Origin of the sequence: Agrobacterium sp. (assembly GCF_032092815.1) — a bacterium.
Lineage (GTDB): Bacteria > Pseudomonadota > Alphaproteobacteria > Rhizobiales > Rhizobiaceae > Agrobacterium.
This window is the reverse complement of the sequence record NZ_DAMDBP010000040.1, coordinates 19,744-36,521: the sequence shown is the minus strand read 5'-3', so window position 1 is coordinate 36,521 and position 16,778 is coordinate 19,744. Positions and strand designations below refer to the sequence as shown.

The following is a 16,778-nucleotide window of genomic DNA, read 5'->3' as shown; positions in this document are numbered from 1 at the left end:
GCGTTTCTCATTCGGCAGGCTGCACTGCGCGGGTGACGTCACCCCGTCGTTCCTTGCCGGGCACCAGGACTGCCCAGGTGAACATGAGAGCCGAAATGAGAACTCCAGCGCCTGTCGCCAGGCGTATCCAGTAGAACAGCGACAGCTGTTCCTGCACGTCCATGTAATTGTCGCCAAGGACGCGCTGCAGATGCACCTGGACAACACCAGCAAAGGTCAAAGCGAAGGTCATCAGGAACATGGCGGTGCACATGATCCAGCAGCTGGCCATCGACAGCATCTGGTTATAGGGAGCGCGCTTGCGCATTTCCGGCATGGCGTAAGCCATCATGGCGAGGTTCAGCATCACATAGGCGCCGAAGAAGGCGAGGTGGCCGTGTGCGGCTGTGATCTGCGTGCCGTGGGTGTAGTAGTTGACCCATGACAGCGTGTTGAGGAAACCCCAGACGCCAGCGCCGAAGAATGCCATGACCGAGCAACCGATTGACCACAACAGGGCGGCGCGGTTGTCATGTTTGCGTCCGGCTTTCCAGGTCATAACGAAGGTGAAGATGACCATGGTAAAGAACGGTGCGACTTCCAGCGTCGAGAACAACGAACCGATCCACTGCCAGTATCCGGGAGCGCCGATCCAGTAGAAGTGGTGACCTGTGCCGAGAATGCCTGAGAACAGTGCCAGACCGACGATGACATAGAGCCACTTCTCAACCACTTCACGGTCGATACCATTGAGCTTGATCATCAGGAAGGCCAGGATCGAGGCCATGATCAGTTCCCACACGCCTTCAACCCAGAGATGGATGACGTACCACCAGTACATCTTGTCGAGGGCCAGGTTGACCGGGTTGTAGAAGGCGAACAGGAAGAAGATCGCCAAACCCCACAGACCGAACAGCAGGATGTTGATGACGGTGGTCTTGCGGCCTTTCAGGGCTGTCATGGTGATGTTGAACAGGAACATCAGCACGACGATGACAATGCCGACCTTGATGGCAAAGGGCTGTTCCAGAAACTCGCGTCCTTCATGGATGCGGAACAGGTAACCGACCACGGCAACAGCGGCGGCGACCAAGAACAGCCAGAACTGAATGATGGCCAGTTTCGGGCTGTAAAGCTCGGTTTCCGTCTCTTCCGGCAGCAGGTAATAGGTCGAGCCCATGAACCCCATCAACAGCCATACAACAAGGGCGTTGGTGTGGATCATGCGGACGATGTTAAAGGGTAAAAGCTCGGACAGCGTGTTGGGCAGCACGTAAATGGTGGCTGCAAACACACCGAATATGACCTGCGCGATGAACAGGCCAATGGCGCCATAGAAGTAAAGCATGGCGACTTTTTGCGTCTGGTATTTCATGTCTTCTCTCCTTGCCTCACATCTCACCCGGCATCATTCGGTGGCCAGTTCTGGGTCTTGATGCGGCTTGCCCACTCAAGGAAGTCGACAAGGTCATCAAGCTCCTGATCTGTCAGGTTGAACTGGGGCATCTGACGTCTGCCTTCGATGCCGGTCGGCTGTGCGGCCATCCATCCCTTGATGGAATCGCGTGCGGACTCCTTGTCCTCAACGCCGCCGTAACGCTTCCAGACATTGCCGAGTTCTGGTGCGAAATAGGCTCCTTCGCCGAGCAGAGTGTGACAGTTGATGCAGGAGTTTTTCTCCCAGACATGTTTGCCGCGGGCGACACTTGCCGTCAGCGTGCTTTCATCCGTAGAAACGGTGCGCATGTAATAATGGCTGTGGGCTGTAAGCCCGACGAATATCGCAAAGAAGAATATGGAGCCGCCATAAAAGACGTTGCGCGCTCCTGTCTTGGTAAGGCGTTCTGCCATGCCATGGTCCTTTCCATTCCGGGGAACCGCCAGCGCGGACCGGCTTGATCGAACCCTTTTCCGGGGTGTTTGGCTGTTGGGCGGCGCACTGCGGTAGGGCTGTGATCTTTCTAGAGGCTGGAGCAGAACCGTCTTTGCCATTTGGCAAACAAGTGGCACGCTATCGGCCCCAGTCTGCTTTCAAAGATGGTAGATGCCCTGCAGAACAGCGCGCAGCAGCGCCGCTGCGGCAAAAAGTGCAGGCCACGCCAACAGGGCATTGCGCAAAAGCCCTGGCTCACCGCCAAGGCCCAGAAAATCATCGATAATGCGTCGGGATTTTAACAGCGCAAACAGCAGCACCAGGCACGCCGCAGCAAGTGCTGGCATGTAACCTGCCTGTCTAACCGTCACCACGGCCATGCCCGTCAGCACCAGAATGCAAAGAATGACAAAGGTTTTGCGCAGTTGTGAAGATGTGCGATCGAGCATGGGCCTACACCAGATAGATAACGGGGAAAATGACGATCCAGACGAGATCGATGATGTGCCAGATGGTCGTGACCAGCGTGACGTTCTCGTCTTTCGGTTTCACGGCAACGATCAGCAGCAGCCCTGCAACAAAGATGACGTGGAAAAGATGAAAGCCGGTGAGCATAAAATACAGCTCGTAAAAGGCGCCGTAGGCCGCATCTGATGCGTAGGCGATTTCGGTGCTGTATTCGTAGAGTTTCAATGCGGTGAAGACGAAACCCAGCAGGGCCGCCAAAATCAGGGCCCGCCTTCTCACCTGCACCGAGCTATTGCGACGGGCGGCAACGGCTGCCTGCCAACCGCTACCCAGCAATACCAGTGTATTGAAGCCGGCAATTTGCGGCTGCAAATGGCCCCTTGCTGCGGTAAATCCGTCTTCGTTCAGGGCAAAGGCAATCAGAAATGCCGCCAGCAATGCCCCGAACACAATCAACTCACTCCATACCAGAATCCACATCAGCAGATTGCCGTTTTCCTCGTCTTTTGCCGCCATGACCTCATCCATATTTGCTGAATAGCAAGTCAGGCATAGGCGGCTGCAACATGTGCTTCTTTGCTGCTGATCAAAGAACCGACCGGGTAAAGGCTTATGGTCATGACAAAGCGCAATTGCCATTTGATGGAGCATAAACATGAACGACGCTCAGGTCGGACTCATTGTTGCAACGCCGATTATCATCGGCTTTTCTATCCTTCTTTATCGCATGGGGGTGTTACAGGGAGCGGGCACCATTTCGGCCGTGCTGGCCTCTGCGGCCATAGCAACCGTGCTGTTTTTGGGGCAGTAACAGAAGAAGCGAGGATCCTGCCGTGATAGAACTTTTAGCCGCATTTGCATTGTTCGTTGCCCTGCATTCCATTCCTGCCGTGCCATCGGTGCGCGGCAAGCTGGTTGCAGCCATGGGCAGGCCCGCATATTTCGGTGTCTATTCCCTGGTGTCGCTGGCAGCCCTTGGTTGGGTTTTCCATGCGGCCCTGATGGTGGACTATATTCCCCTGTGGGACACCGCGCCCTGGCAGGCGCATGTGACCTTTCTTGCTGCACCGCTTGGGGTGTTTTTTGTTCTTGCTGGCCTCTGCAGCGTCAACCCGCTGTCCATCTCGGTGCGGCAGGGAGAGAAGGCCGGAGCCATCGTTACCATTACACGGCATCCGGTTTTGTGGGGTTTCCTGTTCTGGTCAGCAGGGCATCTCGTTCCCAATGGTGACCTGCGGTCGCTGATCCTGTTTGGCGGTTTTGCCCTGTTTTCGCTCGGCGGAATTCCGATGATTGAAAAACGCGCCCGCAAGCGATTGGGATCTGGCTGGGGTGAGGCGACAGCCCGTACCTCATCCATTCCCTTTGCCGCCGTGCTATCCGGCAAGGTGCGGCCAGCCATTGATGCATCAATGCTGGTTGCTGCCGCTTTGACGGGACTTATCACATGGTGGTTGCTGGCTGGCGGTCACGCCGCACTCTTCGGTTCCGACCCGATGCTTTACATGTAATCGCAAGACTTCAGGAGGCCGTAATCACATGCGGCTCCCATGCTTTTGCCTGTGACAACGCCGATAGACCAAGCTGGTCGATTGCGCGGGCGGCAAGTTGATCGACAATATCAGCCACACTTTTTGGAAGATGGTAAAATGCAGGCACGGGCGGCATGATCATTGCGCCCATTTCGGTGGCCGCACACATGTTGCGCAAATGGCCAAGGTGCAGCGGTGTTTCCCGTGCCATCAAAATCAGTTTGCGGCGCTCTTTCAAATGTACATCTGCTGCCCTGACAATCAAATTGTCGGAAAAGCCATGGGCAATTGCCGCCAGTGTCCGCATGGAGCAGGGGGCAACAATCATGCCCGCCGTGTGGAAAGAACCGCTGGCGATAGCAGCGCCAATATCGGTGGCCAGATGGTTGAAATGTGCCAGCGCCGAAATTCGCTCTATGGCGGCAGCGCCGACTTCATGCAGCAACGTCTGGCGGGCAGAGGGCGAGATGACCAGATGGGTTTCTATTCCCCGCATGTCTGCAAGACGTTCGACGATGCGCACGGCAATGGCGGCGCCGGACGCACCGGTAATGCCAACAACGACCCGTGATATGGTCATGGTTTTTCTCCCAATCCGAGCTCACTCCACATGGCGTCGACTTTGGCAATCACATCTTGCGTCATCGACAGCACGCGGCCCCATTCCCGCTCTGTTTCACCGGGCAGTTTGCGGGTGGCATCCAGTCCCATCTTGCCGCCAAGACCTGCCTTGGGAGAGGCGAAATCGAGGTAATCAATCGGTGTGTTGTCGATGATTGTCACATCGCGTGAGGCGTCAAAACGCGTGGAAAGTGCCCAGATGACATCCACCCATTGGCGAACATTGATATCCGGGTCCACGGCGATGATCAGTTTGACGTAATTGAACTGCGGCAGCATGGACCACAGGCCCATCATGATGCGCTTGGCCTGACCGGGATATCGTTTGTCGATGGAAACAACCATGACGCGGTAGGAACAGGCTTCCGGCGGCATCCACAGATCAACGATCTCGGCAAACTGCCGTTTGACCAGCGGCAGGAAGATTTCCAGCATCGCCTCACCCAGAACCGAGGGTTCATCCGGCGGCCGGCCGGTATAGGTCGAGAGATAGACCGGTTTCTGTCGCATGGTGATGGCAGACAGTGTCATGACATGGAAGGGCTCAACCGAATTGTAATAACCGGTGTGGTCGCCATATGGACCTTCTGCTGCCGTCTCATTCGCCGAGACGGTTCCCTCCAGAATGATTTCCGCATTGGCGGGGACCGGCATCGGTACCGTCACTGCCTGCGCGATGCGGCTTCGCATGCCGCGCAGCAGGCCAGAAAAACCAAGCTCGCTCATATGTTCCGGCAGTGGCATGACGGCCGCCAGAATAAGGGCGGGATCGGCGCCGATCGCAACGGTAACCGGCATATCCTCTCCGCGATTTTGCCACATGCGGTGATGTCGTGCGCCACCACGATGGGCGAGCCAGCGCACGATCAGCCTGTTGGGCCCGAGCACCTGCATGCGGTAAATCCCGACATTGATGTCGGCGGGATTATCGGGTGATCTGGTAATAACAAGCGGCCAGGTTATCAGCGGCGCAGGTTCTCCCGGCCAGCACCATTGCACGGGTAATTTTCCGAGGTCGACCTCATCACCCTGCAGAACAATGTCTTGCACCGGTGCGCGCGATACCTGTTTCAGGCGCATGGAAAACGCCGCCTGCAACATCGGCAATTTGCTCCATGCATCCTTGATGGAGTGTGGAGGGCGTGGCTCGCGCAGTTCGGCAAACCGTTCCGCCAGGGCTTTCAGGCCGCCGGTCTCAACCCCCATGCCCCATTCTATCCGTTGCTGCGTGCCGAACAGATTGGCTAGAAGCGGTATGTCATGCACCTTGCCGTCTGCGGCCACCGGCTTTTCAAACAGCAGGGCAGGCCCACCATTTTGCAACACCCGGCGGTGAATTTCCGTCACCTCGTGCACCAGCGACACGGGCTGTTCAATGCGCTTCAACTCACCACGTTGTTCTAGCATGGCAAGGAAGCCGCGCAGATCGCCGGCGCGGGTTGGCGTGGTTTTTTTATCCATCATCGGTTCTGTCTGGCGATTGCAAATCATTCTGTCTTTGCGCTCGGTCAAACGGATTTGCGTCCGGTGCGGTTAGTTTGCCGCACACTGGTCCATAGAGTTAGAGACGCCGATGATGACTTTTCCAACCGCTCTTGCGAAACCGATGCGCTATCTGCCGCTGCCGATTGTGCAGCGCATGACCGCGCTGATGCTGACGCAAATCATGAAGCAACATCCCGATCTATTTGGCCGCCTCGCGGAACATCGCAACAAACATTATGCGTTTCTGCCAAGCGATCTGCCATTTGCTTTTGTGGTTCATCCGGCACGTCCGTCAATCACCGTCAGCCGTAAAAGCCGTTCCTTGAAAGCGGACGCTTCGGTCACGGGACCGCTGTTCATGCTGCTTGCTCTGATGGAGGGACGGCAAGATGCGGATGCACTGTTCTTCTCGCGTGATCTGACGGTTACCGGAGACATGGAGGCCATGCTGGCGCTCAGAAATGCGCTGGATGACAGCGGTGTCGATCTGCCACACGATCTGGGCAGCATTGCCGGGCCGCTTGGTCCGTGGGTGACCAAGGCTGCAAGCAACCTGCGTGGGCGCATCCTGTCTGAAGGCGGGGGTGCGGCATGGAACTGATCTGTCCTGCAGGAACTCCCGCCGCCTTTCGTGAGGCCGTCGATGCGGGGGCTGATGCCGTGTATTGCGGTTTCCGTGACGAGACCAATGCCCGCAATTTTCCGGGCCTGAATTTCTCGCGTGAAGAACTGGCGGACGCGATTGTCTATGCCCGCAAACATGGCACACAGACCTTCGTGGCACTCAATACCTTCATGCGGGCAGGCAGCGAGGAGATCTGGTACCGCGCCGCGGCCGATGCCGTTCGGGCCGGTGCCGATGCGCTTATTCTTGCCGATTTCGGTTTGATGGCCCACGTGGCAGAAACATTCCCAGAGCAGCGTATCCATGTGTCGGTGCAAGCTTCCGCTTCCAATGCGGATGCCGTGAACTTCCTCGTCGATGCATTTGGGGCAAAACGGGTTGTGCTGCCACGAACCTTGACCATTCCGGATATTGCCCGTTTGGCACGGCAAATCCGCTGCGAAATTGAGATCTTTGTATTTGGCGGTCTGTGCGTCATGGCGGAAGGGCGCTGTTCGCTCTCGTCCTATGCCACGGGAAAGTCGCCGAACATGAATGGCGTCTGTTCTCCTGCCAGCCATGTGCGTTACCGGCAGGACGGCAAGGACCTGGTGTCGGAGCTTGGCGATTACACCATCAACCGATTTCCGGATGGTGAGGCGGCGGGTTACCCGACCCTGTGCAAGGGCCGTTTCGATGTGGCCGATGACAAGGGGTATGCCTTTGAAGACCCGGTCTCACTTGATGTGATGGATCAGATTGACGCCCTGCGCGATGCCGGTGTCAGCGCGCTGAAAATCGAAGGCAGACAACGCGGCAAGGCCTATGTGGCCGAGGTTGTGTCCACCCTTCGCAAGGCACTGGATGCCAGCGCCGATGAACGCAGCAAACTTCTGTTGCGGCTCAGGCTTTTGAGTGAAGGCCAGCGCACCACGTCGGGCGCATACGAGAAACGCTGGAGATAATGGCATGTCACAAACACCAACGCTGACGCTTGGGCCCGTTCTCTATTTGTGGGAAGGGGAAAAGTGGCGTGATTTTTATTTCCGCATCGCTGATGAGGCACCGGTCACCCAGGTCTTTCTCGGTGAAACCGTCTGTTCCAAGCGCTTCCACTTTACCGAACCGCATCTGGCCGAGGTGATCGAACGGCTGGAAAATGCCGGCAAACAGATTGTGCTGTCGACCCTTGCCTTGGTGACGCTGGAGCGCGAAAGCCGCCATGTTCGTGGCCTGATTGCCGACAGCCCTTACCCTGTGGAAGCAAACGACCTTTCAGCCTTGGGCATGTTGCGCGGCACGCCGCATGTCATTGGTCCAATGGTCAATGTATATAATGCTGCAACGGCGCGGCTGCTGGCCTCGCGTGGTGCCACTGCGATCTGTCTGCCGCCGGAATTGCCGGTGGAATCGGTCAATCGCATTGTTGCTGACACGCCTGATGTTGAGTTTGAGGTATTTGCATTCGGCCGCATGCCGCTCGCCATTTCGGCGCGCTGTGCCCATGCCCGTTCCAAGGGCAACATCAAGGATAATTGCCAGTTTGTCTGCAAGGATGATCCCGACGGTCTGGCGGTCAAGACGCTTGATCAGCAGTCGTTTCTGGCGCTGAACGGCGTACAGACCGTGTCGCACACCTGCCAGTCGTTGCTTGGAGAATTGCATGATTTGGCGCAGGCGGGCGTCTCCCGTTTCCGGCTCTCGCCGCAGGACTGTGACATGGTGGCGGTTGCCAGGATTTATGATGATGTCCTGGCCGGCCGGTGCGATGCCGACGACGGCATCGAACAGATGCAGCGCATCTATCCCGGCGTTCCGCTTTCCAACGGTTTCCATCACGGACGCGAGGGTGCCGCATGGGTTGCCCGCGCCCGCAACACGGCCCATGGAGCAAACCTCTGATGACCAACACGAAAAACCGGGTCGAAAAAACGCAGTCCAGAACCTTGGGCGTGAGCGACATTCCCGAGGCCATTCATCTGGTGCGCAGTGTCGTCATGAAAAGTGCGCTGGATTGTGAGTGCCGCGACAAGGTGGATGCCGCCCTGAAGCAACTTGAAGCGTTTGAGCAGCAGCGCAATCAAGCGAGACTGCTGATGATGGCGCGCGAGGAGCGCCGCAAGATCGGTATTCTCCTGGATATGCTGGGGGATTTTGCCGAGGATGACGAGATGGACGGCGGCATTATCGAAGCGGCCAGCTTGCTGTTTGCAGACATTGCAGCTGCCGCGCAGCAGGGCTCCCGAATTCTCAAGGAAATAACCTCTCCAGAAACATGCGTCTAATTATCATGTTTTCTCTGTTCTTTGATCCAGAGCAAAGAGCGGGTACTTGCAAAATGTCATCTCCGGGACAGTAAAGTCTATCAAGGGATGAATGGCATATGCGCTTGTTGGGGACGGGGTTATTTACGGTAACGGCATTGCTCGCCGCCGGGGTTTCGAGTGTTGCGTTGGCACAATCGGCAGCGCCCGGCTCTACGACAGTTCTGGACACGATCACGGTTGAAGGCAAGACATTGTCGGGCGTGGAGCAGGCGCGCAGACGCCTAAAGGCCATTCCAGGCGGGGTGTCTTCTATTCAGCCGCAGGCGGATGCCGGTCCAGCCGTGCCGACATTGGCCCAAGCGCTGTCTTCCGCTCCCGGCGTTGTTGTTCAACGGTTCTTCGGTGGCAATGACCAACCGCGTATCCAGATCCGCGGCTCCGGTTTGCAGCAAAACCCGGTTGAACGCGGAATTCTGGTGCTGAAGGATGGCCTGCCAATCAACCGCGCCGATGGCTCCTATATTGCCGGTCTGGCCAATCCGGGGCAGGCCAGTCTCATTGAAGTCTACCGTGGTTACACGGCAAACCGCCTGGGCGCGAGTGTGCTGGGCGGGGCGATCAATTTCGCTTCGCCGGTGGAAAAAGGTACGACGATTTCTGCCGGCGGTGGCAGCTTTGGGCAGACCGATGTTTCCGCAAGAACCGGTTTTGACGGCGAACGTTTCGCAGCCGGATTTTATGCCGATGTCAGCCGCCGCGACGGTTTCCGTGACTACAACGACTCCCGTCGGGTTAATGTCGGCGGTGTGGTGGAGGCCGAACTTTCCGATATCGTGAAAACCCGTATATTCGCCAGTTACACCGACCTTGGTTTTGATGTTGCCGGGCCGCTAAACAAGACCGCGATGGAGGCCAATCCGCAACAGGTTTCACCGGGGCCACCCACCAGCCAGGGACCCAATGTCATCCGCGACAAACCACGCCGTGAAGCCAGCCAGTTCCTGATCGGCTCTCGTACATCAATCGAGCTGGAAGAACATCTGTTCGATATTGGTCTCGGTTACACCTACACCAAGGACATGTTCCGCTTTCCGGTGTCGAGTGGCGTAAGACGCACCGAAGGTGGCGATGTGACCGGCCTGTTGCGTTACGCCTATCAGCCGGATGCTTCTGCCCTGTTGCCGCTGTTTGAAACATCCGTGCAGTACACGGTCGGCTCGTCGGACCGCACCTATAATATCAATCGCGCCGGTGGTGATGGACCGGCTTTCTCCAGCAATGATCTTGATGCCTCAACGTTATCTCTGAATGCAGGACTGAACATTCCGCTGTCCGATACGGTGACGCTGTCGCCTTCCTTGTCCTACACCTATGCAACGCGTGACAGTGAAGATCTCTGGACGGCAGCGACCCGGCCACGTCTGACCTATGGTGCCGTTGGTGGTGCCCTGTCGAGTGTGGCTGCTGGCGATACCAGCTATGAGCGCAGCTATAGCGGTTGGTCACCGGCCATTGCTGCAAGCTGGCGGCCCGATGAAAACAACATGCTGTTTGCTGCGTTGAGCCGCAGTTTTGAACCACCGACCCATGATGATCTTCTCGGCACCACCGGCGGCACACCGAATGCCTCGCCAACGGGATTTTCGACGCCTGATCTCGATGCGCAAACTGCAACAACGGTTGAGATGGGCTGGCGCGGCGAACGTGGCCTGTGGACCTTCGATGCCACAGCCTATTATTCTTGGGTCGACAATGAGCTGTTGAGCCTGCGCGATAGCAGCGGTTCCTTGCTGGCAGCCTTCAATGCCGACAACACGACCCATGCCGGTCTTGAACTTGGTATCTCCGGCGAAATCATCAAGGGGCTGACGGCGCGCATGGCCTATGTGCTGCAGGACTTCCGGTTCCATGATGATCCGGTGCGTGGCAATAACCGCTTGGCCGGAGCGCCACGTCATGTCGTCACTCTGGCCTTACAATATGCGCTGACTGAGCAGTGGGACATTGGTGCAGCCTTGCAGTGGGTGCCCTCGAAAACCCCGGTTGATAACATGAATACGGTGTTTGCAGACCCTTACGCCGTTGTCGATGTGAAGAGTGAATATCGTATCAACGATACGCTGTCGGTCTATGGCGCAGTCACCAACGTCTTCGACAAGACCTATGCCTCCTCCACGCTCATTCTTGATCAGGCAAGCGCCGGTCAGGCGGTTTATCTGCCGGGTGATGGACGTGCGTTTTATGCCGGCATCAAGGCACGTTTCTAACAAAAGGACGGGATCATGACTTTGTTTACACGCCGCCAAACCCTTTCGGCGCTGTCAGCCTTTACGGTCGCCGGTCTCGCCGCACCCTCGCTGCTGAGGGCTGAGGCACCGCTGACCTTTTATGGCCCACCGGCTGCGCCGTCAGCTGTGCTTGCCCACGCGGTCAAGGGTGGTTTCCTGAACGAGGTTACGCCGGGCGCGGTCTTCAAGGCGTGGAAAACGCCGGATGAAATGCGGGCAGCCGTCGCGTCCGGTTCGATGGGGGCGGTGGTCATGCCAAGTTACGGCGCGGCCAATCTTCACAATCGTGGGCTGGGCATCGGTTTCCTCAACGTGCTGACCACCGGGCTTCTCTACATCGTGTCGAAAGACGAAACGCTGACGACACTGGAAAGCCTGAAAGGCAAGACAGTTGCCCTGCCATTCAAGAACGACATGCCCGACTTCCTGCTGGCCAGACTGATCGCAGAACAGGGCATCACGCCAGGGGAAATCGCCCTTGATTATGCCGCCTCTCCACCGGAAGCCGTGCAGCTGTTGCTGACGGGCAAGGTGGATGCGGCGCTGCTCAGCGAACCCGCGGCAACCGCCGTGCTGATCAAGGCCAAGTCATTCTTCATGACCGTGCATCGCACCATCGATGTTCAGAAAGAATGGGCCAGGGTGTCGGGCAAGGCCGAAATTCCACAGGCCGGTCTGGCACTGACATCGGAGTTTCAGCAGAAGCTCGGCAAGGCTGGCATCGTGGCATTGCAGACGGGTATCGAGACGGCGCTGGCAAGTGCCGTCGCCAATCCGCAGACCGCGGCAGAGGCCGCTGCCGATGCGCTGGGCTTCCCGGCTGACATTATCGCGGCGTCCTTCCCGACCAGTCACCTCTCAGCCTTAAAGGTGAGTGCGGCACGGGCTGATCTTGAGGCCTTTTATGATGAGCTTGCTAAGGCCAACCCCGCCATTATCGGCGGTAAAAAGCCGGATGACAGCTTCTATCTGGTGTGAATGACATGAACCGTATTCTCGAAGGTTTCGGCTGGACTGGACGCTATCTCTGGGCGGGGTGGGCCGGGCTTTCGGGAATATTCTGTTTTCTCGCTGCCTGGCAGGCCGGACATGAAATCTACGGCTCCTTTATTCTGCCGTCGCCGGGAGAGACCTTTTCCGCAATTGTTCTACTGGCAGCCCGGCCGGATTTTTTCGACATTCTGTCGCAAAGCGCGGTGCGTGCACTTGCTGGTTTTGTGATCGCGGCTGGCATCGGCACGACAGCTGGACTGCTGGCAGGTTACTCTTTTGCGGCCATGCGCTTGATGAAGCCGGTGGTGATGCTGGGCGTGCCGCCGATCGGCTGGATCGTGCTGGCGCTGATCTGGTTCGGCTCCTCCGGCGGCACGGCGGTTATGACCGTGGTGATTGCCTCGGCTCCGGTGTCCTTTGCTGGTGCTCTCGAAGGTGTTGCCAAACGTGACCGGCAGCTTGAGGTCATGGCGCAGGCTTTTGGGGCGTCATGGTTTTATCGCCTGCGCACGGTCACGCTTCCCCATGTGTTGTCCTACCTGTTTCCCGCCTGGACCACGACGGCTGGCAGCGCATGGAAGGTCACTGTCATGGCAGAGCTTCTTTCCAATTCCGGAGGCGTTGGCGGTGAACTGGCAACCGCGAGGGCCCTGTTCGACATTCCGCAGGTAACGGCGTGGCTGGCGATCACCGTAACGCTGGCACTGCTGACCGATTACGGGTTGCTGCATCTGCTGCGCGAAGCGTTGGAGCGGTGGCGGGCCGCCGGGCTGCCATGGGGTGTGAAACGATGAATGACACTGTTGCCCTGCATTTCGAGCGTGTCGGTCACGCCTTTCTCGGACGGACCCTGTTTGAGGATTTCGATTTGGATGTCGCAAAGGGTGAAACCGTTGCTTTGCTCGGCCCTTCCGGTAGTGGCAAGACGACCATCCTGCAAATTGCCGCCGGCATTATCGAACCGGTGAAGGGCCGTTTGCAAAGAGGCTATCGCCGTCAGGGGCTGGTGTTTCAGGAGCCGCGGCTTTTGCCATGGATGACATTGATCGACAATATTGCCTATGGTCTTGCGGCCGAGGGCATGTCGAAACGCGAACGTCGCCAGATTGCCAGTAAATTTGCGCTGGAGGTTGGGCTGGAAGAAACCGATTTTACAAAATACCCGGTCGAGCTTTCCGGCGGCATGCGTCAACGCGCAGGTGTGGCGCGGGCCCTTTCCGTAAATCCGGATATGCTGTTTCTCGATGAGCCGTTCAGTGCCGTGGATGTCGGCTTGCGACGCCATTTGCAGGATTTGTTGATTGCGGCAGCGACCAGACGCGGTTTCTCCACCCTGCTGGTGACGCATGATCTTTATGAGGCGCTGCGGGTGGCGAACCGTCTGATTGTACTTTCCGGTTTTGATGGTCGGGTGCTTGCCAATTATCTGCCTGACGGGCAGCCGGGACAGCGTCAGGAACGGATGATCTTTGAAGAGGCAGAGCGTCTGTCGCGAGACCCGGCATTCGGTGAGTTGTTTTCGGCACGGGAGCGGCGCCGATGAAACAACATCCGATCCTGTCCGAAGCCTTGCGGTTGTTCTTTCCACTTGCAGCCCTGCATGGCGCCCTCTGGCCTTTCCTGTGGGTGTTGGTGGGTGGTTATGATCTGCCATTTGCCAACGATATAACCCCGTCGCAATGGCATGCGCATGAGATGATTTTTGGCACCTATGGCATGGCCCTGGCCGGATTTCTGGTGGCCGCCGTGCCGGAATGGACCGATACCAAAACCAGCACCGGCAATACGCTGCTCTGTCTTGCCGCACTTTGGTTGCCCGCCCGGATTATCGGCGCTTTGGGGGCTGATGCTCTGAGCCTGCTCGCAGGTGTGTTTGATCTTGCATTTCTGGTTGGCATCGCCGCTATCATTGGCAGGGCGATGCTGGAGAGGCGCACGACAAAACATCTGGCATTTTTGGCTTGGTTGTTGCTGTTTGCCGGGGCTGAAGCCGGTGTGCGTTATGCTTGGCAGTTCGGCGATGTCGAATTGGCATCTCGTATGCTGGAAGCTGCTCTTTGCGTTTTCATTGTGCTGTTTTCACTGTCGGCCTCGCGCATCAATGTCGTCGTCATCAATCTGGCGCTTGACCCCACAGGCGAAACCTCGCCTTACCGGCCGCATCCCGGACGCAGACAAATGGCGGGTGCCATGGTAACGCTCTATCTGGTGGCAAAACTCGCCTTCCCAGACAGTGACGTGTCCGCATGGCTTGCTCTTGCTGCCGGCGCTGCATTTTTCGACCGGCTGGCTGAATGGTTTGTCGGCCGCGCCGCGTTCAAAACCGAGGTTCTACTGCTGGCTTTTGGCAATGCGTTTGCGGGCATCGGTTTTCTGGCGATTGGGGCAATCCGTCTTGGTTTTAACCTATCGCCCGCTGCCGGTTTGCATATGTTGTCGCTGGGCGCGCTCGGCTGCGCTGTCATGGCGGTGTTTATCATCGCCGGTCTTCGCCATACGGGGCGCAACCTCGAACATCTGCCATGGCAGGCGCATGTTTCTGCGGGCCTGATGATCCTTGCCGCACTGGTTCGGGTGCTTCCCGAGTTTGATGCGCTATCTGCCGTATCGCCCTATCATCATGGTCTGAGTGCTGCCCTGTGGGCGCTGAGTTTGGGCGTATGGTTGTATGGCTTCATGCCATTCATGCTGCGCCCGGGCGTTGATGAGCAGGGTTCTTGCGGTTAGGCTAGGAGAGCCTGGTCACATTGTTGCCCCCATAGGTTCAATGTTTTCTGATAGGCAGAGTGCCGTAGGCTCTTTTCCGCAAACCGGCCCTCATCCCTAGGAGATTTGGAGTTGCAGCTTTTTTGGGTTTCGCATTTTTGAACTTGTTCGTCGCGATCACCGCGCCCTATGCGAACCTTGGAGAGCAGACAGAACCTGCCGTTGTTGAGTGAGTTCACTGCGCAGATCAGGGACGGCCTGTCGTCGACGGTCATGAAATATTATGGCATCAAGCAGCAGAGCATTATTCCTGCTGGTCTGCCGGGCGCAATGACGGAAAATCCCTACAAACTGGATATAGAAAAAGCCAAACAGTTGCTGACCGAGGCCGGTTATCCAGACGGCTTTTCCAAAACCTATTATGCGACGCCGGTAACGCCGGAATATGAGGTGGTGCAGTCCCTTCAGGCCAATGCTGCAAAGGCTGGCGTCAAACTGGATTTGCAGGGTAGTGACCACATTGGCAAGTTCCGAGAGAGGGCTTTCGAAGTTTTTTCTGCCCGTTCAGGTGAACGTTTGCCGGATACGCATGCGGTTCTCGCTTCCTACGCCACAAGCGCCAACAATGCAGATGAAGCAAAGCTGACCGGTCTGCTTGCCTGGCGTTCGGCATGGGATGTGCCGAAGGACATTCAAGACATGGTTCTTGCCGCCGCGCATGAAGCCGACAAGGCAAAACGCGCCGAGCTCTGGTTCTGCGTCAGAGCTGACGGAGACTTTTTACAGCAGTTCTGGCAAGGCATGCAGGATCATCGCCGCAGCCCCAAGTGCAACGGAATCTGTCGCCGATATTTGCGGGATCAATATTTGTGGCTGAAGCACACGGGCGCCTTCGAATGGATTGCTTTGCGCAAAATCGAGCCAACCTGCCAGACGCTCACGCACCATTTTCGGTAGTGTACCACCGATATAGATGGCTGACGGAGCAAGGACGGCGGCCATCATGAAGGCGAGGCGGGCAGTTTCTGGCCCGGCGCGATCGAGCCATGCCTCGAAGATAGCAGAATTGCCGTTCAGGTATTCTGTCCATGTTTCCGACGACCGGCCCTGCGGGATATGACCGACGCGTTCATGACACCAGCCCGCAAGATCTTCGAAGGAAGGGCGAGACAGGCCACGGGACCGCAACGCGCCGATTTCACCGGCATTGCCGACATTGCCTCTGTAGAGTTCCTGCCCGATGATAATGCCGCTGCCGATACCTTCCGACAGGTAGAGATAGGCAAAGTGCTGGTAGTTGGCAGCATTGCCAAGCGTCAGTTCACCCATCGCTGCGGCATTGGCATCGTTTTCGATGATGATAGGACAGCCAAGGCTTAACTGAAGTGATGAAGATAAGTCTGATCCGGCCCAGGAAATGATTTCCTCCGCCAGGTCGAGAAAGGCCGTGTCCTGCCGGAAGCGTGTTGGCATGGCAATGCCTGCACCAATCAGCAGATTGGCGTCTATGCCATTGCGGGCCAGCAACAGTTCCTTACCCTGCTTAATTTCCGACTTCACATTGGCAAAGGTGCTGTAGGCGCCGGGCAATTGCAGTTCACCGACTGTCGTACCGCAAAAATCGAGCAATGTAAGGGTTACCAGAAAACGGTTGGCGTGAATGCCAAGCGCATAAGCGGCAAAGGGATTGAGCGTCAGGTCAATCGGTGGTGCGCCGCGACCGGTCTGGCGTCTGGCGCCTTCAACAATGATACCGCGTTCGATGAGATCGCGCGTCATCATGCTGACCGCTGCCGGCGTCACCCCACAAAGTTCCGCGATTTCGACGCGTGATGCAGATCCCTTCCTGCGCAGATATTTGACGATACTTGCCTGTGTAGTCCCGATACCCTCAAGGGGCGAGCGTCTCATGCGCATCAAACTTTGTCCTCCGCCTTGTGGATTGCGATGTCATAAAACGGT

18 protein-coding genes and 1 pseudogene are annotated in these 16,778 nt (G+C 57.2%); 12 read left to right on the top strand and 7 right to left on the bottom strand.

Features of this window, described 5'->3' with window-relative positions:
• Nucleotides 1-7 precede the first annotated feature (7 nt).
• From RT613_RS19070 to RT613_RS19055, 4 genes are all read right to left on the bottom strand, one after another.
• Nucleotides 8-1,354 carry a cbb3-type cytochrome c oxidase subunit I gene (locus RT613_RS19070; RefSeq protein WP_313617957.1) on the bottom strand — a complete coding sequence of 449 codons (1,347 nt, stop codon included), beginning with the start codon at nucleotides 1,352-1,354 and terminating at the stop codon, nucleotides 8-10.
• A gap of 23 nt (nucleotides 1,355-1,377) precedes the next feature.
• Complete coding sequence (locus RT613_RS19065) at nucleotides 1,378-1,830, bottom strand: c-type cytochrome (protein WP_192487921.1); 453 nt, start codon at nucleotides 1,828-1,830, stop codon at nucleotides 1,378-1,380.
• 180 nt (nucleotides 1,831-2,010) lie between these two features.
• Nucleotides 2,011-2,301, bottom strand: a complete 291-nt coding sequence (locus RT613_RS19060; protein ID WP_313617955.1) for a cytochrome C oxidase subunit IV family protein — start codon at nucleotides 2,299-2,301, stop codon at nucleotides 2,011-2,013.
• Between the two features lie 4 nt (nucleotides 2,302-2,305).
• On the bottom strand, nucleotides 2,306-2,836 hold the full coding sequence (locus tag RT613_RS19055) for a cytochrome c oxidase subunit 3 (protein WP_409558857.1): 531 nt from the start codon (nucleotides 2,834-2,836) through the stop codon (nucleotides 2,306-2,308).
• 139 nt (nucleotides 2,837-2,975) lie between these two features.
• On the opposite strand from RT613_RS19055, the gene RT613_RS19050 reads away from it, so the two are divergent.
• A complete protein-coding gene (locus RT613_RS19050) occupies nucleotides 2,976-3,131 on the top strand; it encodes a hypothetical protein (protein ID WP_313617953.1) in 156 nt (51 codons plus the stop codon).
• A gap of 22 nt (nucleotides 3,132-3,153) precedes the next feature.
• Complete coding sequence (locus RT613_RS19045; RefSeq protein WP_313617951.1) at nucleotides 3,154-3,831, top strand: NnrU family protein; 678 nt, start codon at nucleotides 3,154-3,156, stop codon at nucleotides 3,829-3,831.
• 10 nt (nucleotides 3,832-3,841) lie between these two features.
• On the opposite strand, the gene RT613_RS19040 is transcribed toward RT613_RS19045, so the two are convergent.
• Complete coding sequence (locus RT613_RS19040; protein WP_313617965.1) at nucleotides 3,842-4,426, bottom strand: UbiX family flavin prenyltransferase; 585 nt, start codon at nucleotides 4,424-4,426, stop codon at nucleotides 3,842-3,844.
• 2 nt (nucleotides 4,427-4,428) lie between these two features.
• Nucleotides 4,429-5,937, bottom strand: coding sequence for a UbiD family decarboxylase (locus tag RT613_RS19035; RefSeq protein WP_313617949.1), 1,509 nt, complete (start codon nucleotides 5,935-5,937; stop codon nucleotides 4,429-4,431).
• A 109-nt stretch (nucleotides 5,938-6,046) separates the two neighbouring features.
• On the opposite strand from RT613_RS19035, the gene RT613_RS19030 reads away from it, so the two are divergent.
• The 10 genes and pseudogenes from RT613_RS19030 to RT613_RS18985 all read left to right on the top strand — a co-directional run.
• A complete protein-coding gene (locus tag RT613_RS19030; RefSeq protein WP_313617947.1) occupies nucleotides 6,047-6,559 on the top strand; it encodes an SCP2 domain-containing protein in 513 nt (170 codons plus the stop codon).
• Nucleotides 6,550-7,527, top strand: coding sequence for a peptidase U32 family protein (locus RT613_RS19025; protein WP_313617945.1), 978 nt, complete (start codon nucleotides 6,550-6,552; stop codon nucleotides 7,525-7,527). The genes RT613_RS19030 and RT613_RS19025 overlap by 10 nt, the downstream gene beginning before the upstream one ends.
• 4 nt (nucleotides 7,528-7,531) lie before the next feature.
• Nucleotides 7,532-8,464 (top strand): U32 family peptidase, encoded by a 933-nt coding sequence (locus tag RT613_RS19020; RefSeq protein ID WP_313617943.1) that lies wholly within the window; start codon nucleotides 7,532-7,534, stop codon nucleotides 8,462-8,464.
• On the top strand, nucleotides 8,464-8,847 hold the full coding sequence (locus tag RT613_RS19015) for a hypothetical protein (protein WP_313617941.1): 384 nt from the start codon (nucleotides 8,464-8,466) through the stop codon (nucleotides 8,845-8,847). The genes RT613_RS19020 and RT613_RS19015 overlap by 1 nt, the downstream gene beginning before the upstream one ends.
• Nucleotides 8,848-9,014: 167 nt before the next feature.
• On the top strand, nucleotides 9,015-11,096 hold the full coding sequence (locus tag RT613_RS19010; protein WP_313617939.1) for a TonB-dependent receptor: 2,082 nt from the start codon (nucleotides 9,015-9,017) through the stop codon (nucleotides 11,094-11,096).
• Between the two features lie 15 nt (nucleotides 11,097-11,111).
• A complete protein-coding gene (locus tag RT613_RS19005; protein ID WP_313617937.1) occupies nucleotides 11,112-12,095 on the top strand; it encodes an ABC transporter substrate-binding protein in 984 nt (327 codons plus the stop codon).
• Between the two features lie 5 nt (nucleotides 12,096-12,100).
• Entirely contained in the window at nucleotides 12,101-12,904 is an 804-nt protein-coding gene (locus tag RT613_RS19000; protein WP_313617935.1) for an ABC transporter permease, read from the top strand.
• Nucleotides 12,901-13,653 carry an ATP-binding cassette domain-containing protein gene (locus RT613_RS18995; RefSeq protein WP_313617933.1) on the top strand — a complete coding sequence of 251 codons (753 nt, stop codon included), beginning with the start codon at nucleotides 12,901-12,903 and terminating at the stop codon, nucleotides 13,651-13,653. Before RT613_RS19000 ends, RT613_RS18995 begins: the two co-directional genes overlap by 4 nt.
• A complete protein-coding gene (locus RT613_RS18990) occupies nucleotides 13,650-14,837 on the top strand; it encodes an NnrS family protein (protein ID WP_313617931.1) in 1,188 nt (395 codons plus the stop codon). Before RT613_RS18995 ends, RT613_RS18990 begins: the two co-directional genes overlap by 4 nt.
• Nucleotides 14,838-15,005: 168 nt before the next feature.
• Nucleotides 15,006-15,434, top strand: a pseudogene (locus RT613_RS18985) (ABC transporter substrate-binding protein); the annotation flags it as partial.
• Between the two features lie 162 nt (nucleotides 15,435-15,596).
• Here RT613_RS18985 and RT613_RS18980 read toward each other — a convergent pair.
• Nucleotides 15,597-16,736 (bottom strand): ROK family protein, encoded by a 1,140-nt coding sequence (locus RT613_RS18980; protein WP_409558855.1) that lies wholly within the window; start codon nucleotides 16,734-16,736, stop codon nucleotides 15,597-15,599.
• Between the last annotated feature and the right edge of the window lie 42 nt (nucleotides 16,737-16,778).